The sequence below is a fragment of the Arthrobacter sp. UM1 genome (assembly GCF_020483305.1).
Taxonomy (GTDB): Bacteria; Actinomycetota; Actinomycetes; order Actinomycetales; family Micrococcaceae; genus Falsarthrobacter.
The window spans coordinates 43,248-65,422 of sequence record NZ_JACWAB010000004.1 but is presented as its reverse complement, the minus strand read 5'-3'; the positions used below and the strand labels follow the sequence as shown (position 1 = coordinate 65,422).

At 71.4% G+C, this 22,175-nt stretch carries 22 protein-coding genes and 1 tRNA gene; 13 read left to right on the top strand and 10 right to left on the bottom strand.

What is annotated here, in order from left to right; translation table 11 throughout:
• Positions 1–26: 26 nt before the first annotated feature.
• The 7 genes from H9I38_RS06775 to H9I38_RS06745 all read right to left on the bottom strand — a co-directional run bounded on the left by H9I38_RS06775 (position 27) and on the right by H9I38_RS06745 (position 5,397).
• Positions 27–446 (bottom strand): SseB family protein, encoded by a 420-nt coding sequence (locus H9I38_RS06775; RefSeq protein ID WP_226338006.1) that lies wholly within the window; start codon positions 444–446, stop codon positions 27–29.
• On the bottom strand, positions 443–910 hold the full coding sequence (panD, locus tag H9I38_RS06770) for an aspartate 1-decarboxylase (protein WP_226338005.1): 468 nt from the start codon (positions 908–910) through the stop codon (positions 443–445). Before panD ends, H9I38_RS06775 begins: the two co-directional genes overlap by 4 nt.
• Positions 855–1,349, bottom strand: a complete 495-nt coding sequence (locus H9I38_RS06765; RefSeq protein WP_226338004.1) for a DUF2871 domain-containing protein — start codon at positions 1,347–1,349, stop codon at positions 855–857. Before H9I38_RS06765 ends, panD begins: the two co-directional genes overlap by 56 nt.
• A 550-nt stretch (positions 1,350–1,899) precedes the next feature.
• A tRNA-Gly gene (locus H9I38_RS06760) sits at positions 1,900–1,970 on the bottom strand.
• A 91-nt stretch (positions 1,971–2,061) separates the two neighbouring features.
• Positions 2,062–2,784 (bottom strand): FadR/GntR family transcriptional regulator, encoded by a 723-nt coding sequence (locus tag H9I38_RS06755; RefSeq protein ID WP_226338003.1) that lies wholly within the window; start codon positions 2,782–2,784, stop codon positions 2,062–2,064.
• A 240-nt stretch (positions 2,785–3,024) separates the two neighbouring features.
• Positions 3,025–3,633 carry a hypothetical protein gene (locus H9I38_RS06750; RefSeq protein ID WP_226338002.1) on the bottom strand — a complete coding sequence of 203 codons (609 nt, stop codon included), beginning with the start codon at positions 3,631–3,633 and terminating at the stop codon, positions 3,025–3,027.
• A 75-nt stretch (positions 3,634–3,708) separates the two neighbouring features.
• Positions 3,709–5,397, bottom strand: coding sequence for an L-lactate permease (locus H9I38_RS06745; protein WP_226338001.1), 1,689 nt, complete (start codon positions 5,395–5,397; stop codon positions 3,709–3,711).
• Between the two features lie 214 nt (positions 5,398–5,611).
• On the opposite strand from H9I38_RS06745, the gene H9I38_RS06740 reads away from it, so the two are divergent.
• The 3 genes from H9I38_RS06740 to H9I38_RS06730 are packed head-to-tail and all read left to right on the top strand — an operon-like array spanning position 5,612 to position 8,591.
• Entirely contained in the window at positions 5,612–6,394 is a 783-nt protein-coding gene (locus H9I38_RS06740; protein ID WP_226338107.1) for a (Fe-S)-binding protein, read from the top strand.
• Positions 6,391–7,971 carry a lactate utilization protein B gene (locus H9I38_RS06735; RefSeq protein WP_226338000.1) on the top strand — a complete coding sequence of 527 codons (1,581 nt, stop codon included), beginning with the start codon at positions 6,391–6,393 and terminating at the stop codon, positions 7,969–7,971. The genes H9I38_RS06740 and H9I38_RS06735 overlap by 4 nt, the downstream gene beginning before the upstream one ends.
• Positions 7,968–8,591, top strand: coding sequence for a LutC/YkgG family protein (locus H9I38_RS06730; protein ID WP_226337999.1), 624 nt, complete (start codon positions 7,968–7,970; stop codon positions 8,589–8,591). Before H9I38_RS06735 ends, H9I38_RS06730 begins: the two co-directional genes overlap by 4 nt.
• 74 nt (positions 8,592–8,665) lie before the next feature.
• Here H9I38_RS06730 and H9I38_RS06725 read toward each other — a convergent pair whose 3' ends face one another.
• Positions 8,666–9,112 carry an SseB family protein gene (locus tag H9I38_RS06725; RefSeq protein ID WP_226337998.1) on the bottom strand — a complete coding sequence of 149 codons (447 nt, stop codon included), beginning with the start codon at positions 9,110–9,112 and terminating at the stop codon, positions 8,666–8,668.
• Positions 9,112–9,672 (bottom strand): SseB family protein, encoded by a 561-nt coding sequence (locus H9I38_RS06720; RefSeq protein WP_226337997.1) that lies wholly within the window; start codon positions 9,670–9,672, stop codon positions 9,112–9,114. The genes H9I38_RS06725 and H9I38_RS06720 overlap by 1 nt, the downstream gene beginning before the upstream one ends.
• Positions 9,673–10,035: 363 nt before the next feature.
• On the opposite strand from H9I38_RS06720, the gene dcd reads away from it, so the two are divergent.
• The 4 genes from dcd to H9I38_RS06700 are packed head-to-tail and all read left to right on the top strand — an operon-like array spanning position 10,036 to position 13,752.
• Positions 10,036–10,680, top strand: a complete 645-nt coding sequence (dcd, locus tag H9I38_RS06715; RefSeq protein WP_226337996.1) for a dCTP deaminase — start codon at positions 10,036–10,038, stop codon at positions 10,678–10,680.
• Positions 10,681–10,691: 11 nt separating this feature from the next.
• Positions 10,692–11,900, top strand: a complete 1,209-nt coding sequence (locus tag H9I38_RS06710; RefSeq protein WP_226337995.1) for a sensor histidine kinase — start codon at positions 10,692–10,694, stop codon at positions 11,898–11,900.
• Positions 11,897–13,018, top strand: a complete 1,122-nt coding sequence (locus H9I38_RS06705) for a hypothetical protein (RefSeq protein ID WP_226337994.1) — start codon at positions 11,897–11,899, stop codon at positions 13,016–13,018. The genes H9I38_RS06710 and H9I38_RS06705 overlap by 4 nt, the downstream gene beginning before the upstream one ends.
• On the top strand, positions 13,015–13,752 hold the full coding sequence (locus H9I38_RS06700) for a response regulator transcription factor (protein ID WP_226337993.1): 738 nt from the start codon (positions 13,015–13,017) through the stop codon (positions 13,750–13,752). The genes H9I38_RS06705 and H9I38_RS06700 overlap by 4 nt, the downstream gene beginning before the upstream one ends.
• Before the next feature lie 253 nt (positions 13,753–14,005).
• Here the strand turns inward: H9I38_RS06700 and H9I38_RS06695 are convergent, their stop codons facing one another.
• Complete coding sequence (locus tag H9I38_RS06695; protein WP_226337992.1) at positions 14,006–15,352, bottom strand: MFS transporter; 1,347 nt, start codon at positions 15,350–15,352, stop codon at positions 14,006–14,008.
• A gap of 125 nt (positions 15,353–15,477) precedes the next feature.
• Here H9I38_RS06695 and H9I38_RS06690 point away from each other — a divergent pair, with 125 nt between their 5' ends.
• Genes H9I38_RS06690 through mnhG form a run of 6 tightly spaced genes read left to right on the top strand, consistent with a single transcriptional unit; the run spans position 15,478 to position 22,168 of the window.
• The gene (locus H9I38_RS06690; protein WP_226337991.1) at positions 15,478–18,513 is read left to right on the top strand and encodes a Na+/H+ antiporter subunit A; all 3,036 of its coding nucleotides are present in this window, start codon (positions 15,478–15,480) and stop codon (positions 18,511–18,513) included.
• Positions 18,510–18,938: a Na(+)/H(+) antiporter subunit C gene (locus H9I38_RS06685; RefSeq protein ID WP_319002208.1), complete on the top strand. Its 429-nt coding sequence runs from the start codon at positions 18,510–18,512 to the stop codon at positions 18,936–18,938. Before H9I38_RS06690 ends, H9I38_RS06685 begins: the two co-directional genes overlap by 4 nt.
• Positions 18,938–20,551: a Na+/H+ antiporter subunit D gene (locus H9I38_RS06680; RefSeq protein ID WP_413463530.1), complete on the top strand. Its 1,614-nt coding sequence runs from the start codon at positions 18,938–18,940 to the stop codon at positions 20,549–20,551. The genes H9I38_RS06685 and H9I38_RS06680 overlap by 1 nt, the downstream gene beginning before the upstream one ends.
• On the top strand, positions 20,548–21,327 hold the full coding sequence (locus tag H9I38_RS06675; protein ID WP_226337989.1) for a Na+/H+ antiporter subunit E: 780 nt from the start codon (positions 20,548–20,550) through the stop codon (positions 21,325–21,327). Before H9I38_RS06680 ends, H9I38_RS06675 begins: the two co-directional genes overlap by 4 nt.
• Positions 21,324–21,605 carry a monovalent cation/H+ antiporter complex subunit F gene (locus H9I38_RS06670; RefSeq protein WP_226337988.1) on the top strand — a complete coding sequence of 94 codons (282 nt, stop codon included), beginning with the start codon at positions 21,324–21,326 and terminating at the stop codon, positions 21,603–21,605. Before H9I38_RS06675 ends, H9I38_RS06670 begins: the two co-directional genes overlap by 4 nt.
• The gene (gene mnhG / locus H9I38_RS06665; protein WP_226337987.1) at positions 21,602–22,168 is read left to right on the top strand and encodes a monovalent cation/H(+) antiporter subunit G; all 567 of its coding nucleotides are present in this window, start codon (positions 21,602–21,604) and stop codon (positions 22,166–22,168) included. The genes H9I38_RS06670 and mnhG overlap by 4 nt, the downstream gene beginning before the upstream one ends.
• The last annotated feature ends 7 nt before the right edge of the window (positions 22,169–22,175 follow it).

The following is a 22,175-nucleotide window of genomic DNA, read 5'->3' as shown; positions in this document are numbered from 1 at the left end:
TACCGGCGCGCCCTGTGGGCTGAGGGTCACTCCTGGACGAACAGCCCGTGAACGCCCTGCGCCGTCTTCGGCGAGAGCGCCACGAACGCGAAGCTCGGGATCTCCTTCGGCTCCAGCACGAGGCTGTCCGCGTGGCCGGGGTTCATCGCGAGGCCCACGCCCTGCGGCAGCATCTCGAGGAGCTCGCGCCCCGTGAGCGCGATGGGGTGCGGGGCGGCCGCCAGGTAGTCGTCGTCCACGTACTCCGGGCCGGCGAAGAGCGCGACGGCGGGCGCCCCGGAGGGCAGGTCCAGGACGAGCGGCTCGACGTCGTCCCCCGCAGGCTCCGAGGCGAGCAGCATCATGAGCCGGACGGCGGCGAAGCGCCGGGCGAAGTCCGCCTGGGAGAGCGTGCCTGAGCGGCCCTGGGCGATCAGGTCAGCCAGCGAGGCCTCGAAGGCGCTCACGGCCGCGCTCCGACGGCGGGGGAGTCCTGTCCGGGCTGGTGTTCTTCGGCCGGCACGGAGAGCGGCGGGCGGACCTGGTCCGTGCCGGGAGTGGGGGCGCCCGGGTCCTCGCCGAGCTGCACGATCCGGTTGTCCGCGTCCACGTGGACAATCCGCGGCTCGTACGCCCGCGCCTCCGCCGTCGTCATCTGCCCGTAGGCGATGAGGATGACGATGTCCCCCGGATGCACCAGGTGCGCCGCCGCGCCGTTGATGCCGACGACGCCCGAGCCGCGCTCGCCCGCGATCGTGTACGTCTCCAGACGGGAGCCGTTGGTGACGTCCACGATGCTGACGAGCTCGCCCGGGAGGATGTCGGCGGCGTCGAGAAGGTCCTCGTCGACCGTGACCGACCCGACGTAGTGGAGGTCAGCGTGCGTGACGGTGGCGCGATGGATCTTCGCTGTCAGCATGGTTCGAAGCACGGGTACGAGTGTAGTCGCCGTGCTCCGCCTTCATCGCCTTGTTCAGCGCGAGGAAGAGGTGGATGATGCCGAGGGTCAGCAGGATGTGGCCGAGGCCCGCGATGCCGGACACCGCGGCCGAGGTCTCGGCGCCGTTGACCTGCATGATGCCGTGGACCGTCATGATGGCGAGCGTGACCACGAGGCCCGAGTTGTAGAACCAGAAGAACAGGTTGAACAGCTTGCGGGCGGGGGAGGCGGCCGAGGAGAGGTCGAACGCCTTGTCCAGCGCGAGGACCACGAGGAACACGATCATGCCGAGCGCCAGGGCGTGCGTGTGGAGGATCGAGAGCTGGGTCTCGCCCGTGAAGTGGGCGGCCTTGGTGAACTCCCGGTAGAACAGGCCTCCGAGGAGGCCGACGGTTGCGTATGCGGCGGAGGAGACAAAGAGCTTCTTCATGTCTTCTACGGTAGGTCGAACTGGGGCGCGGCGCGCTCCACCGAAGGGTTGATCCGGTGTGTGCGGGGGGGGGGGGCTGAGCAGCCTGTTCCCGGACTGTGCGTCCGTCCGCTGAGCTTGCGCACCCTGTTCCTGGGCTCAGCGGTCCGTCCGCGAGGCTTGCGCACCCTGTTCCTGGGCTTGAGCACCCTCTGGTGTCAGTATTCGGGCGGAATCCTGACACCAGAGGGTGCGCAAGTGGGAGAAGCGGGTGCACAAGCGCGGGCGGGTGGGCGGCGCGGGCGAGGCGGCAGCTCCGGGCAGCCTGTTCCCCGGCTTGTGCACCCGGATCGTTCGGATTTTGGGCCTGAAACCGAACGATCCGGGTGCACTAGCGCTCCGCAGGCCCTCAGACCGGGCCCGCTCCGGGACCAGGGACGCCCGGGCGGCACCGGCACGCACGTGTGCGGCGCAGGCACACCTGTGAGCGGCTCCGGCGGAAGCGTGAGCGGCGCAGAGAGGCGCAGCCACACAAAAAGAGGCCCGCCGAAGCGGGCCTCTTTCTCATCAGAGCGGCTAGACAGAATCGAACTGACGTATCCTGCTTGGGAAGCAGGCGCTCTACCATTGAGCTATAGCCGCGAACAGAAAAGACTCTACACGGCCCCGCGGGAGCGGTGCAAATCGGGGCCGTCTGTCTCCAGAACCGCCCTCCAGAAACCTGCCCCGCTCCTCAGTCCAGGCCCATGGCGGCCCGGCGGATCGCGTAGAAGCCGCGGATGTGGGACTCGACGAGCCGGGCGGCCTCGTCGCCGTCGCCCGCAGACACGGCCTCGAGGATGGCGCGGTGCTCTGCCCGGAGACCGTCGGCCACGGCGGTCCAGGACTCGAGGCGCTCCACCGCCTCCATGACGTAGGTGCGGATGGCGCCGCGCAGGGACCCCATGACGCTCTCGACCACGGCGTTGCCGGCCAGCGCCGTCAGCTCGGTGTGGAACTGGGTGTCGAGGAGGTGGAACTCCTCCGCGCTGATGCCCGGCGCGTCCATCCGCCAGAGCAGCTCGCGCAGATGAGCGAGATCGGCTCCGTGCTTCCCCCGCGCCTTCCGGGCTGCCTCGCGCGCGCCCCAGCACTCGAGGAGGACGCGGGTCTCGATGACGTCCTTCGCCGGAAGCGAGGAGGAGGCCATGTGCAGCCGCAGGGCGTTCGTGAGCCCGACGCTCGGCTCCGCGATGATCTGCGTCCCGGCCTCCGGCCCGGAGCCGGGGTTGGAGCGGACCACGCCGAGGACGCCGAGGATGCGCACCGCGTCGCGCACGGACGCGCGCGAGATCGCGTACTGCTCGGCCAGAGCGCGTTCGCCGGGGAGGCGGTCGCCGAGCTTGAGCTCTCCGGACCTCAGCTGCCGCTCGATGTCCTGGAGCACGGCATCGTAGGACTTGCCGGTCGACTCCACCCGTCTACCCCTTTTTCGTTGTCGTCTCGCACGAGGAGCACCCCTAGGGCGCCGAACAACCATTCTGGCAGGGCGAACCGCGGCGAGGGGAGTGCGGGGCGTGTGACCTCGGAAACGGACGGGGACGCTGCGCGTCAGCCTGCGACGACGGCCGCGCCGCCTGCCTGTCCCCGCCGTGCTGCTGCCCCGGCGGCCGCGAGGCTCGCTGCCGTCCTGTCGGCCGTCGCACCGCCCGCCCCGTCAGGCGGTGCGCGGCATGGCCTTCATGAGCGGCTTCCAGAACGCCCGCCAGCGGTCGGCGTCCTTCTCGGTCTCGATCTTCTCGTGGCCCAGGCCCACGACGGTCTTGGGCGTCCCGTCCTTCGCGGGCGCCTTGTCCGTGATGGAGACGTTGATCCGCGTCCCGTCCGCGAGAGCGGCTCGCCAGTAGTGGGCCCGCTCGGTCCCTGTGAGCGCGGGCTCCCGTTCGAGGGGGACGCCGTCCACAGCTCCCTCCTTCACCCCGGACTGCGCCATGTGCGCCGCGAACGCCTCCGCCGCCTGCGCCCTCGGCATGGAGACGGTGGCGGAGGCGGAGACCTGGAAGTCGCCCGCACAGGACTGCCCGGGCCTCCGCCGCCCGATGTGCTGCTCGTAGGCGACGGCGATCATCTGCCCCCACCAGCCGTTGTTGGAGACCGCTCCCTCGAGCTGGTCCGCGATGCCCCGCGCGAGCTCCGTGTGCCCGAGACGCGAAGCGCCCTGGGACTCCAGGCGTTCGAGCCAGGTGTCCCAGGGCGTTCCGGTGGCCGCCGCGATGGCGTCCGTGCTGGTGGGCTTGGCGCCCGTGGCCTGCTGTTCCCCGCTCATGCGGGCAACGCTAGCGCAGCTCCACCAGCGCCGGGCGGGCGGCAGGATTCTGCCGCCCGCGCGGAAGGGCCGCCGCTACGGCAGCATCCACCCGAGGATCGGCGTGGACTGCAGGTAGACGAGGCAGCAGAGGAAGAGGAGCATGCCCACGGACCAGCCGATGACGGTCTTGAGGATCTCCGACTCCTTGCCCTCCATGTCCACGCTCGTGGCCGCGATGGCCAGGTTCTGCGGGGAGATGAGCTTGCCGACGACGCCGCCCGTGGTGTTGGCCGCCACGAGCAGGTTCGGGTCGATGCCAGCATGCGAGGCCGCCGTCTGCTGCAGCTTGGCGAACAGGGCGTTCGCCGAGGTGTCCGAGCCGGTCACGGCCGTGCCGATCCAGCCGAGGATCGGGGAGAGGAAGGCGAAGAACCCTCCGGCGCCCGCGAGCCACATGCCGATCGAGATGGTCTGGCCCGAGAAGTTCATGACGTAGGCCAGCGCGAGCACGGACATGATGGTCACGCCCGCCATGCGCATCCGCCACACGGTCCGCCCGATCTCCGCGACGGAGTTCCCCACGGAGAGGCGGAAGCGCCCGCCGTCGTCCTTGACGCTGTAGATGACCGCCACGATGAGGCCCGTGATGAGCAGGAGCGTGCCGGGGCTCGACAGCCACTGGAACGTGTAGACCGTGGACTTGGACGCGGTGCCGGCCGCCGTGAGGAGGTGTCCGTCCAGGCCCGGCCACGGGATCTTGACGTCCGTGGAGGCCAGGGTCTTCGGCATGTTCACGCCGAGTGTCCACAGCTTGGCCGCGCCGAAGAGCACGATCACGAGCAGGTACGGCAGCAGCGCCATGAACGTCCGGGAGCCCGTGAGGCGCTCGGCCTCGGAGCCGGCGGCCGGGGCGGCGATGCCGAGGCGTTCGCGGGCGGCCTCCGCCTGCGCGGCGCGGGCCGGGGTCCGCCAGAAGCGCAGGAACAGCACGGCGCCGCCGAGTCCGGCGAGGGCCGCCACGATGTCCGTGAGCTCGTAGGAGAAGAAGTTGGCGCAGAGGAACTGGGCGATGCCGAACGAGACGCCCGTGGCGAGCGCCGGGGCCCACGCGTCCTTGACGCCCTTCCTGCCGTCGATGATGAACAGCAGGATGACGGGGACGACGACGGCGAGCAGCGGGGCCTGGCGTCCCACGATCGCGCCGATGTGGTCTGAGCTGAGCCCGGTGAGGTTGCCCGCCGTCGTGATCGGGATGGCGATGGCGCCGAAGGCGACCGGCGCGGTGTTGGCGAGCAGCACGGCCGTGGCGGCCTTGAGAGGCTTGAGGCCGAGCGCCATGAGCATCGTGGCCGTGATGGCCACCGGGGCGCCGAATCCGGCGAGCGCCTCGAGCAGTCCGCCGAAGCAGAAGGCGATGAGGACGGCCTGGATGCGGATGTCCCCGCCGCCGATGGAGTCGAAGATGCGGCGGAGGTCCTCGAACCGCCCGGAGAGCACCGTGACCTGGTAGAGCCAGACCGCCATGACCACGATCCAGAAGACCGGGAAGGCGCCGAACACCGCGCCCTGCGTCGCGGAGAGGAGGGCCAGGAGTGCCGGCATCTTCATGACGGCGACGGCCACGATGAGCGCCGCGGCGAGGCTCGCGAGGCCGGCGGCCCACGCCTTGAGCTTCACCACGGCCAGGAGGATGAAGAAGGTGACGAGGGGGATGAACGCGACGAGCGCGGTCAGCGCGACCGAGCCCCCGAGGGCATCGGTCTGCGGAGTGAACGAGGTCATGCGAGGCTCCTGACAGGAGGGGAGTGCAGTGTGGTCGGACCACTGAGGTCTGACCATGCAGGATACCCCACGCGGCGTGATGTTACGCACAATGACGAAATGGCCGTTCTGGTAAGGTCTGACCACAGCACCACACCGTTCGGGAGAAAGCCGGAACACCGTGAACACCACCCCCTCCATCCCCGCACTGGCCGCGCTCGCGCGCGAGAGACCCCTGCGGATCGCCCTCTTCGCCACCTGCATCGTGGACGCGATGTACCCGCGCGTGGCCCATGCGACGGTCGCCGTTCTCGAGCGCCTCGGCCATACGGTCGTCTTCCCGGAAGGCCAGGCCTGCTGCGGCCAGATGCACGTCAACTCGGGCCACTTCTCCGAGGGGCGGAAGGTCATCGAGAACCACGTGAGGGCCTTCGAGTCCGAGGAGTACGACGTCGCAGTGGCCCCCTCCGGCTCCTGCACCGCCTCCGTGCGCCACCAGCAGCCGATGATCGCCGAGCGGTTCGGGGACGCGGACCTCGCGGAGCGGGCGAGCTGCATCGGCAGCAAGACGCTGGAGCTGTCCCAGCTGCTCGTGGACGTCCTCGGCATCACGGACGCCGAGGAGCAGCTCGGCTCCTGGTTCCCCCACTCGCTCACCTACCACCCGAGCTGCCACGGCGCCCGGCTCCTCCGCCTCGGGGACCGCCAGGAGCGCCTGCTCAAGTCCGTGGGCGGCATCGACTACCGGCCGCTCGGAGAGTCGGACCAGTGCTGCGGCTTCGGCGGCACGTTCTCCGTGAAGAACTCGGCCGTCTCGACGGCGATGCTCGCGGACAAGACCGCCCGCATCGCGGAGACCGGCGCCATGGGGTGCTCCGGCGGAGACGCCTCCTGCCTCATGCACATCGGCGGCGGCCTGGCCCGCCAGGGCACCGGCCTGCACACCTACCACCTGGCTGAGATCCTCGCGAGCACGCGGGAGCAGCCGCTCAACCCCCACGAGGAGGTCAACGCATGAGCACGTTCCTCGGCATGCCCCGCGCCCGGACGGCCTCGCCGTCCGCGGGCTGGGACCCGGAGCAGGTCGGCCGCGTCGTCGCGCTCGAGGACTTTCCGCACGCCGCGCCGCAGCACCTCGCGGACGGGCAGCTGCGCGCCAACCTGCGGCACGCGACCCACACGATCCGCGACAAGCGGCTCCGCGTGGTCTCCGAGCTGCCGGACTGGGAGGACCTCCGCGAGGCGGGAAGCCAGATCAAGGCGCACGCGATGCGGAACCTGCCCGAGCTGCTCGAGACGTTCGAGAAGAACGCCACCGCCGCCGGCGCCACGGTCCACTGGGCCAGGGACGCTCGGGAGGCCAACGAGATCATCCGCGGCGTCATCCTCGCCGAGGGGGTCGAGGAGGTCATCAAGGTCAAGTCGATGGCCACCCAGGAGATCGGGCTCAACGAGTACCTCGAGGAGCACGGGATCTCGGCGGTGGAGACGGACCTCGCGGAGCTCATCGTCCAGCTCGACGACGACCTCCCGTCCCACATCCTGGTCCCCGCGATCCACAAGAACCGGGACCAGATCCGGGACATCTTCCTCCGTGAGATGCCGAGCGCGCCGAAGGCCCTCTCCAACAGCCCGGCCGAGCTCGCCGCCGCGGCCCGCGCGCACCTGCGCCGCAAGTTCCTCTCCACGAAGGTGGCGGTCTCGGGTGCCAACTTCGCGCTGGCGGAGTCCGGCACGCTCGGCGTCGTGGAGTCCGAGGGCAACGGCCGCATGTGCCTCACGCTCCCGGAGACGCTCATCTCGCTCGTGGGCATCGAGAAGGTGCTGCACGACGTCGAGGACCTCCACGCCATGCTCCAGCTGCTCCCGCGCTCCTCCACGGGCGAGCGCATGAACCCGTACACGTCCATGTGGACGGGCGTCACGCCGGGGGACGGGCCGCAGAACGTGCACATCGTGCTCCTGGACAACGGGCGAACGCGGGCGCTCGCGGACGAGCACGGTCGCTCGGCCCTGCACTGCATCCGCTGCTCGGCGTGCATGAACGTGTGCCCGGTCTACGAGCGCACGGGCGGCCACGCCTACGGCTCCACGTACCCGGGGCCCATCGGCGCGATCCTCTCGCCGCTGCTCACGGGCGAGAACGTGGCGGAGAACGACTCGCTGCCGTTCGCCTCCACCCTCTGCGGCGCCTGCTACGACGCGTGCCCGGTCAAGATCAACATCCCGGACATCCTGGTGCACCTCCGCGGCCGCTCCGAGGAGGGCAAGGGCCTGCGCGAGCACGCCACCCAGCTGGACGCGGGACTCGCCGCTGCCTCGTGGCTCTTCGCCGACGGCCGCCGGTTCGCCGCCGCCCAGAAGGGCATCGGCCTGGCCCGCGTGGCCGCGAGCGTCCTGCCCGGCTCGGGCGGCTCGATCTCCAAGCTGCCCGGAGTGGCCGGCAAGTGGACGTCCTCCCGCGACATCCCGCAGCCGCCGCGCCACTCCTTCCGGCAGGATTTCGCCGCGGGCCGCTCGCCGTACGGACGCGGCCGGGGTTCCGGTACGACGACGGGCGGCTCCGCCGCCGCGAAGCAGGGAGAGGCCCAGTGAACGCACGCGAGAGCATTCTGAGGAACGTCCGGACGGCCCTGCGGGACGCGCCCGCCGTCCCCGTCCCGGAGCGGTCCTACCGCTTCTCCTCCGGGAAGAGCCGCGAGGAGCTCCACGAGCAGCTCGTGGACCGGCTCGTGGACTACAAGGCCAACGTCTTCAACGCGTCCTCGGAGGAGGACGTGGCCCGGATCGTGGGGGAGCGGCTCACGCTCGCCACCCGCGTGGTGGTCCCCGAGGGCCTGAACCCCGCGTACATGGACGGGCTCAACGCCGAGGTCCACCGGGACTCCCGCGAGCACGGGCTCGGCATCGAGCAGCTGGATGCGATGAGCGCCGTGGTCACGGAGTCGGCCGCCGCTTGCGCCGAGACGGGGACCATCGTGCTGGACGGCTCCGAGGACCAGGGCCGGCGCGCCATCACGCTCGTGCCGGACCACCACGTCTGCATCGTGCGCATGGAGAACGTGCGGGGCCTGCTCCCGGAGACCCTGGCCACGCTGGACCACCGGCGTCCGCTCACGTGGATCTCGGGCCCGAGCGCCACGAGTGACATCGAGCTCGAGCGCGTCGAGGGCGTGCACGGACCGCGCACCCTGGACGTGGTGCTCGTCAGCTGAGGGCTGGCGGGCCGGGGCGTCTGCCCGCACGGGGACAGCCGAAGAACGGCAGCGGGGCCGGGCGGCCCAGGGGATCAGCCCTGGGAGCCCGGTCCCTCCGTCTGCGGCCCCTCTGCGCCCGGGCCCTCGTCCTCAGGCGGCTCCGGAATGGCCTGCCGCACCGCCGGGATCGACGACGCCGGAAGCTCCATGCTCGGATCCCCGCCGGGGTTGATGGCGATGCCGAGGCCCTCAGGCAGCGTCTCAAGGACCTGCCGCCCGGTGACCTGGAGCATCATGGAGCCGCGCTCGCGGGCCTCCTCCGGAATGCGGTTGGGATCCGTGAAGAGGACCACCATCTGTTGGGCCTCGGCGCCGGCCTCGGCCGGGGGAGCGAGGACGAGCGGCTGGAAGCTGGAGAGGTCGTCCTCGTCCGCGAGCTGCCCCACGTAGAACATCGGGGCGTCGGCGAAGACGCCGATCAGCTCCACGTCCTCCATGAGGCCGGAGCGCGCGGCGTCGATGGCCGGCTCGAGGTTCATCAGAAGCCGGCCGGATCGTTCGTCGGCCGCACGGGGTGCGCCTCGTCCGAGCCGGTGCCCGCCGGGCCCTGGCCGCCCTGGGAGGCCGGTCCGCCCTGCGCGTTCATCGCGTCCACCTCGGAGGCCGGGCGGAAGTCGTTGCGGATCATCTGGACGCCGGACGGCTCGATCATGAAGCCGAGCTCGAACCCGGGGTTGAGCATGATGCCCGTGTTGTCCGTGACCGAGTTGACCACGGTGGCGCCCTGGACGGTGACGCCGTAGGGGGCCTGCTCGCCGAGCTCGGCGGGAACGCGGGACATCTCCGAGAAGACGGCGATCATGGGCTGTCCGTCAGGGCTCTCGAGGGCGATGGGCTCGAGGTTGGCCTCCGGATCCTGCTCCGGGTCCTTGGCGGAGAGGAGGAGGACGTTGGAGTTGAGGAACGCCAGGATGACGTCCGTCTGCTCCATCTCGCCGGTCTGGCCCTTGGCCAGAGCCTCCTCCAGCGGGTTGAGGGTGGTGGGAGCCTCGCTGGCGGACTCGTTCTGGGCGTCGTTCTGGCCGAGGTTTTCAGTCATGCTCCGAGAACATCACGATCCGCGGGCGGACCGCAACAGCGTCGGACGGGAGCGACAGCCCGAGGATCGTCCGTTGAGGGAGCTGTTCCCACTCAGCCTCGGGTGTAGTCCGTGTGGTCCCGGGCTTCGGCGAAGTCATCCCCGCTGAGGGTGGACGTTCTCATAGTCGATCAGGACTGTCACGCTCTCGACGGCGGGACCTGGCTTCACGCCCAACAGGACTCCCCTCACAAAAAACCCCGCCAATCCCTTGCGGGAGGCGGGGCAGAATGCACTCAGTATACCGGGGTCGGGAGTTGGCCGTCAACGGGCGAGAGGAGGACCGCAACAGCGTCTCCAGCCCCTCCTGATAGGTTGAGCACCGTGTTGCTCTCAGATCGTGATATCCGCGCGGCGCTCGCGGACGGGCGCGTGGGCCTTGATCCGCTCGACCCGGAGATGGTCCAGCCCTCGAGCGTCGACGTGCGCCTGGACCGCTTCTTCCGGCTCTTCGACAACCACAAGTACGCGCACATCGACCCGGCCCAGGACCAGGACCAGCTCACCCGCCTCGTCGAGGTGGATCCGGACGAGCCGTTCATCCTGCACCCGGGGGAGTTCGTCCTCGGCTCCACGTTCGAGGTGGTGACGCTCGGGACCGACGTCGCGGCCCGCCTCGAGGGCAAGTCCTCGCTCGGACGCCTCGGCCTGCTCACGCACTCGACCGCAGGCTTCATCGACCCGGGCTTCTCCGGCCACGTCACGCTCGAGCTCTCCAACATGGCCACCCTGCCGATCAAGCTCTGGCCGGGATCGAAGATCGGCCAGCTCTGCTTCTTCCAGCTCTCGAGCGCCGCCGAGACCCCCTACGGCTCGGGCGCCTACGGCAACCGCTACCAGGGGCAGCGGGGGCCCACGGCCTCGCGCTCGCACCTCGGGTTCCACCGCACGGACGTCTCGGCCGTCGGCTCCGGTTCGGCCGGGGGCTCCGGGCGGACCGCGGAGGCCGAGCCGGCCGGAGAGCGCTAGGGCAGCGCCGCATGGCGGACTGGGCCATCGGCCCGCGCTTCGGCCCCCTCGACCCGGACGAGCCCGGCGGCCGCGTCTTCCGCCGCGTCAACTCGATCGACCGCGTCACCGCCCTCATCTGCGCGTTCGTGGGGCTCCCGCTCCTCGGCCTGCAGGTCTCCGGGCTCATGCGCGCCTGGCCCTCCACACCGGCCCGCGGGGCCACGGCTGCGGCGGTCCTCGCCGTCGGCGTCGGGATGCTCGTGCTGTGCGTCCTCCAGTCTCTCGAGAGGATCCGTGTGCGGGTCGTTCCGCCGCTCGCGGCGGTGCTTCTCGCCGCGCTCACCGTGCTCATGGCCTGGGTGGGCGTCCGCGTGGACCTGCCCGGGGCGGCGTTCGGCCCGGTCATCTTCTTCCTCGTCCTCTGCATCAGCACGGAGTGGCAGCTCGCGTGGCCTCTCGTCTTCGTGGGTGTGTACGCCGTGGCGGTGCCGCTGCTCGCGTCGGAGCAGTCGCCGCTCGACATCCTCTGCGCCGTCCTGGCCCTCGGCTTCCACGGCATCGGGTTTCGGTTCGTCGTGCGGGCCATCCAGCGCCACGAGCGCGCCGTCGAGGAGGCCGAAGCGGAAGCGCGGGCGAGGACCGTGGCCGTCCAGGGCGAGTCCGTAGCCCTCCTCGAGCGGACGCACTGGGACACCCTGGTCCACGACCACGTCATCAACGTCCTGCGCTCCGCCGCCAACACGCACGGTGAGAGCAGCCCGTGGCTGCGCGCCGAGTCCCGGCGCACGCTCGCCCTCATGAACGCGCCGGTGGAATCCGCCTCGACGACGACGGCGAGCGAGGTGGCCCGCCGCCTCTCGGCCGTGGTCCAGGGCATCGCGCCGGGCGCCGTGCTCAGCGTCGAGTCCGGCTCCGCCCGCGAGGACTACGACTCGACCGCCGTCACCGCGATCGTCGCCGCCTGCGGCGAGGCCCTGCGCAACGCGGTGCGCCACTCGGGCGCGGAGAAGATCGAGGCCGCGGCGCTGCTCACGCAGGAGGGGATCGCGGTGACCGTGACCGACGACGGGATCGGCTTCGACCAGCGCCACGTCCGGCCGAGCGCGATGGGCATCCGCGGATCGATCACGGGCCGCATGGCCGGAGCGGGCGGCCGTGCGGCGATCTCCTCGCGCGAGGGCGGCGGCACGTCGGTGCGGCTCGAATGGGCCGTCCCGGAGGAGGGGGCGCGGCCGTGACCCCGATCTTCCGTGCCGCCATCCGCCCGATCCTCGCGTTCCTCTGGGGGTACCTGGGCCTGCACGTCGTCTTCGGGCTGGCCAACACGGGCCGCTCCGACTGGGGGCCGGGCATCTGGCTCGCGGCCATCGCGGGACCGTGCCTCTGGATCGCCGTGGTGCGCATGACCGGGGCCTCGCTGCCGTGGGCCAATGCGGCGGCCGTCGCCTCGGTGCTCGTCGGAGCCGCGGTCAACGTCTTCGCCCTGGGCCCGCAGGACCTCAACTCCTACGCCAACTGGTGGCCGGGGCACGCCTCGGTGCTCGCCTCGCTCCTCGTGGTCTACGGCAAGCGCCGGCAGGCGGCCGGCGCCCTCGCGGTCGCGGCGGCCGCGGCCTTCGGGTTCGGGGCCCTGCGGCACGGGGGATTCGCCATGGGCTTCGGGTACGCGCTCAGCTCTGTGGCGACGCCGGTGGTCTGGACGGCCGCTGTCGCGTGGACCCTCTCCCTGCTCGGGCACATCTCGGACCGCCAGCTGGGGCTCGCGAGCCTCACCATGCAGCAGGACCTCGAGGCGGAGCTGAGCCGCGAGGCGGCCGAGCGGCAGCGCCGGGACGTGGAGGTGATGCGCTCGGAGTCGGCCGTGCACCTGGCGGAGATCGCCGGTCTCCGGCACGGGGCGGAGATCACGCCCGCCCAGCGGCGCCGCTGGGACCTCGGCGCCCTGACGCTGCGGGACGAGCTCGCCTCGCGCGCCCTCCTCGACGACACCCTGCGCAGGGCCGTCCGACTGGCGCGGCGCCGGGGAGCTGTCGTCGAGCTCCAGGACGGCCGCCCGGAGCAGGGCGAGGTACCGCTCAGCGCGCGCCGGGTCATGGCCTCGGCGGTGCGCCGTCTGACAGCGGAGGACAGCCTCTCCCTGCGCCGCCAGCCGGGCGTGGGCCAGCTCTCGGTCGCGTTCCTCGGGCCGAGCGCCGGGGCCTGGCTCGACTCTCTCGGAACCCTTCCAGATGGCACGGCCGTGCTTCGCGACGACGGCGTGGCGCACCTAACATTTGAGCAGGGCCTCTTCGAGCAGGCGAAGGCGCCTGCGGAGTCCCCGCAGAACCGGGTCCGGGAGGACGGGCAGGCACGATGACACTCAACGGCAGCAGCGGCACCCTGAACAGCGACGCGGGGAACGGCGGTCGGATCAGGATCGGCGTCGTCGACGACCACCCCCTCGTCGGCGACGGCCTCAGGGCCGTCCTGGGGCAGAAGGACGCGGGGATCGACGTCGTCGCCACCTCGGACACGGTCGAGGGGCTCCGGCGCAGCCTCGCCGAGCCGCCGTGCGCCGTGCTGCTCGACATCCGGCTCGCGGACTCGTCCACCCCCACGGACAACACCAAGCGGCTGCTCGCCTGGGGCACGCGGGTGCTCATCTACACGCAGGGGGACCAGCACGAGGAGATCCTCCGCGCCCTCCAGGCCGGCGCGTCCGGGGTGGTCCACAAGCAGGACCCGGTGGACGAGCTCGTCGAGGCCGTCCGGATCGTGACCACGGACGAGTTCCGCATCACCGCGGACGGCCGGGGCGAGCGGCGGCCCGGTCAGCACGTGTCCCGGCGGCTCGCGCAGGCGCTCGAGATCCTCATCCACCGCGCGCCCAACGCTAACCTCACCGCGCAGGAGCTCGAGGTGGTGCGGCTCTACGCCTCGGGCATGGCCGGGCGGCACGTGGCCCAGGTCATGCACCTCTCGGAGGCCACGGTGAAGACGTACCTCCGCCGTGCTAAGGACAAGCTCATCCAGGAGGGCTTCCAGGCCGGGACCAAGCACGACATCCGCACGGCCGCGATCAAACTGGGCATCATCCCGCCCATCCGCTGACGCCGTGTCATCCGTTTGGGTGACAGAGGGCTTGCTTTTTCACCTGAATTGATGTCACCCCCTCCGAGGCGGGGTGGGGTTGGATGGAGATGTGCCCGGGAGACCGGGACACCGCAGGGGTTTCGAGAGGTCGCCCCGAGCGGGGGTTTCAGAGGGTCTGTCCAACGTGGGGGTTTGGACAGGCCCTCTTCCGCTGTCCGGGACGGCTCAGGGCTCGGGGCAGGCGCTCCGGGCGGCTCAGGACCCCGCGGCCTCAGGTCTCCGGACGGACCGTCGGCTCCCGGACCGGCAGGAGCGCGAGGAGCCCCGCCGCGAGCACGAGCGCGATGCCGACGACGCCGTGGATCTGCCGCCCGCCGATCGCGATGCAGAGGCTGAAGAGGCTCGGCGCCAGGAAGCTGACGGCACGGCCCGTTGTGGCGTAGAGGCCGAAGAACTCGGACTCCTTGCCCTCCGGGGCCAGGCGCAGGAGGTACGAGCGGCTCGCGGACTGGGCGGGGCCCACGAACAGGCAGAGGAAGAGGCCGAACACCCAGAACGTCGTCGTCGCCGACCATGTGAAGGAGCCGAGCGAGAGGGTCCGGGTGTTGAGCGCCAGGATGAAGCCCGCCGCGACGAGCAGGCCCGCGAGGGCGCCGAGGATGACGCGCTTGGGGCCGAGGCGGTCGTCGAGCCGGCCGCCGAGGAGGGCGCCGAGGGCGGCGACGATGTTGCCCGCGATGGCGAAGACGATGACCTGCGGCTGGGTGAAGCCGAAGGTGACCGTGGCGATGGCGCCGCCGAGCGTGAAGACGGCGGCGAGCCCGTCCCGGAAGACGGCGGAGGCGGCGAGGAACCAGATCGCGTGGCGGTCGGTCCTCCAGAGGCCCGCGAGGCGTCGCCCGAGGATGCGGTAGGACTCGAGGACGGAGACTTTCGCGGCCCGGGGCTCGTCCGCCCGTGTCTCGGGGACGAGGAAGAAGAGCGGCAGCGCGAAGACGAGGAACCAGAGGGCGGAGAACACCGCTGTGAGGCGGAAGGGCCAGCCGTCCTCCGTGGGGACGGGCAGCCCGAGGACCGGCTTGACGAACCCGAAGAGCACGATGACGAGCGCCGCGATCCCGCCGAAGTACCCGAGCGACCAGCCGAAGCCTGAGACCTTTCCGGCCGTGGCCGGCGTGGAGACGTCCGCGAGCATCGCGTTGTAGTTGACCGAGGCGAGCTCGAAGAAGAGGGTGGCCGCCGCGATGAGCCCCACCCCGAGCAGGAGGTACTCGGGCGCCGGGCGCACGAAGGCTCCGGCGGCGCAGAGCGCGACGACGACGAGCGTGGTCGCCACGAGCCACAGCTTGCGCCGTCCGCCCGCGTCCGAGCGCTGGCCCAGCACGGGCGCGAGGAGCGCGAGGACGAGTCCCGAGGCGCCGAGGGCCCAGCCGAGCACGGCCGAGGACCGGTCTGGATCTCCGAACTGCGGGGAGACGAGCCAGACGGTGAAGACGAACGTGGTCATGACCGCGTTGAAGGCGCTGGACCCCCAGTCCCACGCTCCCCAGGCGAGGACGCGCCGGCGGGGGACGGGGGAGGCCTGCGAGCGCGGGCGACCGGGGGCGATGTGGCTCATGGGCTGAGGATACGCGGTCTGCGCTCAGCCTGTGGACAGCGCAGGGCCCCGTGAGACCCGGACCGGTAGAATGGACTCTCCACGCCAACGATCCGGCCGCCCCCGCGGTCAGTAAGGACCGCGCGTTGCTCATCGCCCTCGCCCTGCTCTCTGCGAACGCCCTGGCGGCGCCGCTCGCCTACAGGGCGTTCGGCCGCCGCGCGTTCTACGGGCTGGCGGGGGCGCCGGCGCTCGTCTTCGGCTGGCTCGCGTGGCTCTGGGCCTCGGACCCGGAGAGCGTCCGGGAGCAGTCCTTCGCGTGGATCCCGCAGCTCGGCATCAGCCTGGCCTTCCGCATGGACTCCCTCTCCCTCACGCTCGCGCTGCTCGTGACCGGCGTGGGATCGCTGGTGCTCGCGTACTGCGCGCAGTACTTCCTCAAGGCGAGCCGCACGGCCGTGGGGCAGGCCATGTTCGCGGGCCAGCTCACGGCGTTCGCGGCGGCCATGTTCCTGCTGGTCACGGCGGATGACCTCATGGTGCTGTTCATCGCGTGGGAAGCCACCACGATCCTCTCCTACCTCATGATCGGCTTCGCCCGGACACGCCTCACGGCCCGCCGGGCGGCGCTGCAGGCGCTCTTCGTGACCACAGCAGGCGGGCTCGCCATGCTCGTGGGCCTGCTCATGCTCGCGCAGTCCGCAGGCACCATGCGGATCTCGGGGGTGCTCGAGGCCGTCGCGAGCGGACGAGCGGACGCCCACAGCCCCTTCCTCACGGCCGCGGGGGTGCTCGTCTTCCTCGGGGCCGCCTCGAAGTCCGCGCTCGTCCCGGGGCACTTCTGGCTGCCGGGCGCCATGGCCGCGCCCACGCCGGTCTCCGCGTACCTGCACGCCGCGGCCATGGTCAAGGCCGGCGTCTACCTGCTCGCGCGGTTCGCCCCGGCGTTCGGGGACACGGAGGCCTGGCGCTGGCTCGTGGTGGCCCTCGGGGCCGGAACCATGCTCCTCGGCGGATACCGGGCGCTGCGGCAGTTCGACCTCAAGCTCATCCTCGCCTACGGCACGGTCAGCCAGCTCGGCTTCCTCACGCTCGCGGTGGGCTTCGGCACCCCGGAGCTCCTGCACGCGGGCATCGCTCTGCTCGTGGCGCACGCGCTCTTCAAGGCGGCCCTGTTCCTCGTGGTCGGCGTCATCGACCAGCGCTCGGGCACCCGTGACATCCGCGAGCTCGCCGGCCTGGGGCGCCGCGCGCCGGTGCTCTTCTGGACGGCGCTCGTCTCCGCAGCGTCCATGGCGGGCCTGCCGCTCACGCTCGGGTTCGCCGCCAAGGAGGGTGTCCTCGAGGCGCTCCTCCACGAGGCGCACGAGCTCCACGCCCTCGCCGCCCTCGTCGCCGCCGTGCTCGGCTCCGTCCTCACCGTGGCCTACAGCGCCCGGTTCATGATGGGAGCGTTCGGGGACGGGCGGTTCTTCGACGTGGACGGCTCGCGGATCATCCAGCGGATCAGCGCCGCGTTCATCCTGCCGCCCGCCGCGCTCGCGGCGCTCACGCTCGTCTTCGGTCTGCTGCCCGAGCCGGTGGACGTCCTCGCCCACGGGGTGGGCGTCTCGGCCGGGGCGCTCCAGGGGGAGGAGCCGGCGCTCGCCCACCTCGCCTTCTTCCACGGCATCACGCCCGCGCTCGGGCTCTCGGCCGTCGCCTGGGCGCTCGGGGCGCTCCTCGTGCTCGGCCGCCGGCCCGTCTCCCGCCTCCAGGACGCCCTCGGCGCCCCGGTGGATTCGGACCGCCTGCGGGGCCTTCGGCGCCTCGACGCGGAGCGGGCCTACCGGCAGGGGATCGGTCTTCTGGACGACCTCGCGATCTGGCTCACCGGACGCACCCAGCGGGGCTCCGTGGCGTTCTACGTGTCCATCATCCTCGCGGTGGCCGTGGCGGCCCCCGTCGCGGCGGCGCTCGCGGGAGCCCCTCGGGGCGGGCTGCCCGCGCTGCACTGGCACACGGCGGACTCCGGGGCGCAGATCGTCGTGGCCGCGGCCGTCGTCGTCGCGGCGATCGCGGCGCTCGGGGCCGACAAGCGCTTCCTTGCCGTGCTGCTCGTCTCCGTGGGCGGGTACGGCGTGGCCGTGGTCTTCGCCCTCCAGGGCGCTCCGGACCTGGCGCTGACGCAGGTCCTCGTGGAGACGGTGGTGACCGTCGCCGTGGTGCTCGCCCTGCGCGTCATGCCCGCCCGGATGGGCGAGGCGGGCCAGGGGCGGCACAAGACCGTCCGCGCCGTCCTGGGACTGGGGTTCGGGGCCGGCATGGTCTTCCTCGCCGCGCTGGCCATGAACGCCCGCAGCGCCAAGCCCGTCTCCCTCGACTTCCCGTTCCTCAGCTATCAGGGCGGAGGGGGCGCGAACATCGTCAACGTGACGCTCGTGGACATCCGCGCGTGGGACACGTTCGGGGAGGTCTCGGTGCTCGCCATCGCGGCCACGGGCGTCGCGAGCCTCATCTTCGTCAACAGCCGCGGAGACCAGCAGCTCCACGCCGGGTTCTCCTCCTCCGTGGCCAGCGGGGCCGTGCACCGCGGGACCGTCTCCGGGGCGGACCGCTTCGGCGAGGCCACCAAGAACCCCTGGATCACGGCCGGCCACACGCTGGACGCGGGCTCGCGGTCCGTCATGCTCGAGGTGGTGGTCCGCCTCCTCTTCCACACGCTCATCGTGGTCTCCGTCTTCCTGCTCGTCGCAGGGCACAACGAGCCGGGCGGCGGCTTCGCGGCCGGCCTCATGGCGGGCATGGCGCTCGCGGTCCGCTACTTCGCGGGCGGCCGGTACGAGCTTTACGAGGCCATGCCGGTCTCGGCGGGCACCATGCTGGGCTGGGGGCTCGGCGTGATCGCGCTCTGCGCCATCGTCCCTCTCTTCTTCGGCGGGCACGTGCTCGAGGCCGTCATGGTCTCGGCAGACGTCCCGGTGCTCGGCAAGGTCAAGCTGACCACGAGCACGGTGTTCGACATCGGCGTCTTCCTCATCGTCGTCGGCCTCGTCTCGGACGTGCTCCGCAGCTTCGGCTCGCGACTCGACTGGCTCGCGGCCCGCAAGGCCCTGGAGGACGCCGGCGGGGACCACCAGGCGGACGGCGACCAGGACGCGGCTCACGAGCCGGGCGAGCACCGGGCGGGGGTGAGCGCATGAGCGCCAACCTCACTCTGCTGCTCCTCATGGGCGCGCTCTACGCGGCGGGCATCTACCTGCTGCTGGACCGTTCGCTCACGCGGATCCTCCTGGCCCTCATCCTGCTCACGAACGCTACGAACATCCTCATCCTCGCCACCGGCGGGTACGCGGGGGTCGCCCCGCTCGTGGAGGAGGGCGTGGCGCCGCAGGACTACAACGATCCGCTGCCGCAGGCGTTCATCCTGACGTCGATCGTCATCAGCTTCGCGCTGACGGCGTTCATGCTCGGCATCACGTACCGGACCTGGGTCATCCGGCGCCGGGACGAGCTGGAGCGGGACGCGGAGGACGCCGCCGTCGCGGCCAAGCCCTCCTATGACGCGGAGGAGGACGCGGACGTCCGCCACGAGGGCACCGAGTTCACGGAGGAGCACGAGGGATGATCGACACCACCGCCGCCGCTCCGTTCGCCATCGCCCTGCCGTTCCTCGGCGCCGCCGTCGCGTTCCTCGTGGCCCGCCACCCGCGGGTCCAGCGGCTCATCGCGATCATCACGCTCTCGATGACGCTGCTGCTCGAGTCCTCGTTGCTCGTCTCCACCGCCGCGAGCGGACGCCCCACCGCCGTGTACCTCGGAGGATGGGCCCCGCCGTTCGGCATCACGATGGTGGTGGACCAGTTCTCCAGCTTCATGCTCGTGGTCTCGAGCCTCGTGTCCCTGGCCGTCCTCGTCTTCGCCACCGGGCAGAACGCGGAGGAGGAGGAATCGGACGGACCGGTCTCGATCTTCCACCCCACCTACCTCATCCTCGTGGCGGGCGTCTCCAACGCATTCCTCGCGGGGGACCTCTTCAACCTCTATGTGGGCTTCGAGATCCTGCTCACCGCGAGCTACGTGCTCATGACCCTCGGTGCCACGGACTCCCGCATCCGCGCGGCCCTCACATACGTGGTGGTCTCCGTGGTGTCCTCGGTCCTGTTCCTCATCGCCATCGCGCTCGTCTACGGGGCCACGGGCAGCGTGACCATGGCGGACGTCGCGGGCAAGCTGGACGCCCTGCCGCACTCGACCAACCTGGCCCTGCACGCCCTGCTCCTCGTGGCGTTCGGCATCAAGGCCGCGGTCTTCCCGCTCTCCTTCTGGCTGCCAGACTCGTACCCCACGGCGCCCGCGCCGGTCACGGCCGTGTTCGCGGGCCTGCTCACCAAGGTGGGCGTCTACGCCATCATCCGGACGGAGACGGTGCTCTTCCCCGGCCAGGACTTCGACGCGATCCTCATGGCCGTCGGCGGCGTGACGATGCTCGTCGGCATCCTCGGCGCGCTCGCGCAGTTCGACATCAAGCGCATGCTCTCCTTCACCCTCGTCAGCCACATCGGCTACCTTGTGTTCGGCGTGGGGACGGGGTCCGTCGTCGGCCTCGGGGCGGCGGTCTACTACGTGGCGCACCACATCATCGTCCAGACCTCGCTCTTCCTCGTGGTGGGCCTGATCGAGCGGGTCCGGGGCGTGACCAACATCGAGCGCCTCGGCGGCCTCGCCAAGTCCGTGCCGTTCATCTCCCTGCTCTTCTTCATCCCGGCGATGAACCTGGCAGGCATCCCGCCGCTCTCCGGCTTCCTGGGCAAGGTGGGGCTCCTCAACGCGGGCATCGCCCTGGACTCGCCGCTCGGCTGGGTGCTCGTGGCGGTCTCCGTCGTCACGTCCCTGCTCACGCTCCTCACGGTGGCGCGCGTATGGAACCGCGCGTTCTGGCGCGAGCACGGCCAGTCCACGGCCGCGGAGGCGGAGATCGGCGTGGAGGAGGACGTCCCAGGCCGTCCCGCCACGGCCTCGATGCTGGGGGCGACGACGGCTCTCGTCGTCGCAGGCCTCGCCCTGACCGTCGGAGCGGGCCCGCTCTACGCGCTCTCGGAGAACGCGGCCCGCCAGATGAACGCGCGCACGCCGTACATCGAGGCCGTTCTGGGGCATGACCGTCTCCAGAAGATCCCTCAGGACCACGGAGGCAGCGCGCCGAAGGCGGCGCCGAGCGGGAAGGGAGGCAGCCGATGACGCAGCGCCCGGACGAGGAGCAGCCCCTCGAGGCTCCGCCCGCGGACGAGGTGTTCGCCGACCACGGGGACCGGCACCTCGACGACCTCGGCCGTCCCGACGAGGACGGCCACCACCCGCACGAGAACCCGGACGTGGACCCGGAGGCGAGCGACGTCCCCACCGCTGCCCGGCGGCGCAGGCCCGTGCCGCTGCGCAAGGAGCTGCCGCTCCTGGCGTGGCTGATCGTCGTGTGGCTCGCCCTGAGCCAGGACGTGCGGCCCGCGAGCCTGCTGTTCGGGCTCGTGCTCGTGTGGGTGATCGCCCACGTGTTCCGCCTCCCGCCCGTGGAGCTGGCCGGCCGCTTCCGCCCCCTCAAGGCGCTGGCCATGCTCGTGCGGATCACGTGGCTCTCCCTCAAGGCGTCCCTGCGGGTGTTCATGCTGGCGGTGGCCCAGGGCCCGCGGGTGAAGTCCTCCATCCTGCGCGTGGACCTCGTGACCCATGACGACCTCATCATCACCGCGGTCTCCCACGCGCTCGCGATCGTCCCCGGCTCGATCGTCTGCGAGGTCTACCGGGACGAGTCCGTCCTCTACGTCCACGTGCTCGGGGTCTCCACGGACGCCGAGGCGGAGGCCTTCATCGCCGAGGCGCACGAGACCGAGTACCGCATCCTCGACATCATGGGCCGTGAGGACGAGGTCGGGCTGGCCCGGGAGAGGGCCGAGGAGCGCGAGGCCGCCGCCCGCGCGCACCATGCCGACCACGCCGCCCCGAAGGGATCAGCCGTATGAGCTTCCTCGAGATCTGCACCGTGATCGCGGGCGCGCTGCTCGGCGTCGCCTCGCTCGTGACCATCGTCCGCCTGCAGAAGGGGCCGCTGCTCCTCGACCGCGTCATCGCCGTGGACGTGCTCGTCACGGCGTTCAGCGGCGCCCTGGCCGTTTACATGGTCTCCACGAAGAGCGTGGACCACCTCACCCTGCTCATCGTGCTCTCGCTCGTGGCGTGGGTGTCCTCGCTGTCCTTCGCCATCTTCCTGGCGGCCCGCAAGGAAGGGCAGGGCTCATGACCGGCGGCCTCGTCTTCGACGCCGTTGCAGGGCTTCTGCTCGTGGCCGGCACCTTCTGGGTGCTGGCCGCGGCGATCGGCATCGTGCGCTTCCCGAGCGTGCTCACCCGGCTCCACGCCGCGTCGAAGCCCCAGGTCATCGGCCTGCTCATGACCCTCGTTGCGGTGGGCCTGGCCGTCCGCCGGTGGGAGATCGTCCCCTTCCTCGCTCTCGTCTGGGCCCTTCAGCTCGTGACCGTCCCCATCACCGCGCACATCGTGGCCCGGACCGCCCACCGCACGGCGAACGGCCGGACGCGGGACCTCATGCGGGACGAGCTCGAGGACGACCTCGCGGCGGCTGCGGAGGGCGAAGGCTCTGAAGACGAGCCAGCGGAACCGGGCCGCGGGGCGGAGGACGCGGCACGCCAGGGCGGACAGCCGCCTGAGGGCGGCACGGCCGCGGAAGACGGCCCCGTGCCGCGGCACGCGCGTCCGGAGACGGTGGAGGGCGAGCTGGAGGCCGAGGCCGAGCAGGAGCCGGAGCCGGAACAGGAGCGGGGGAGCGGCGAGCCGCCCCGCTGAGCTGGGC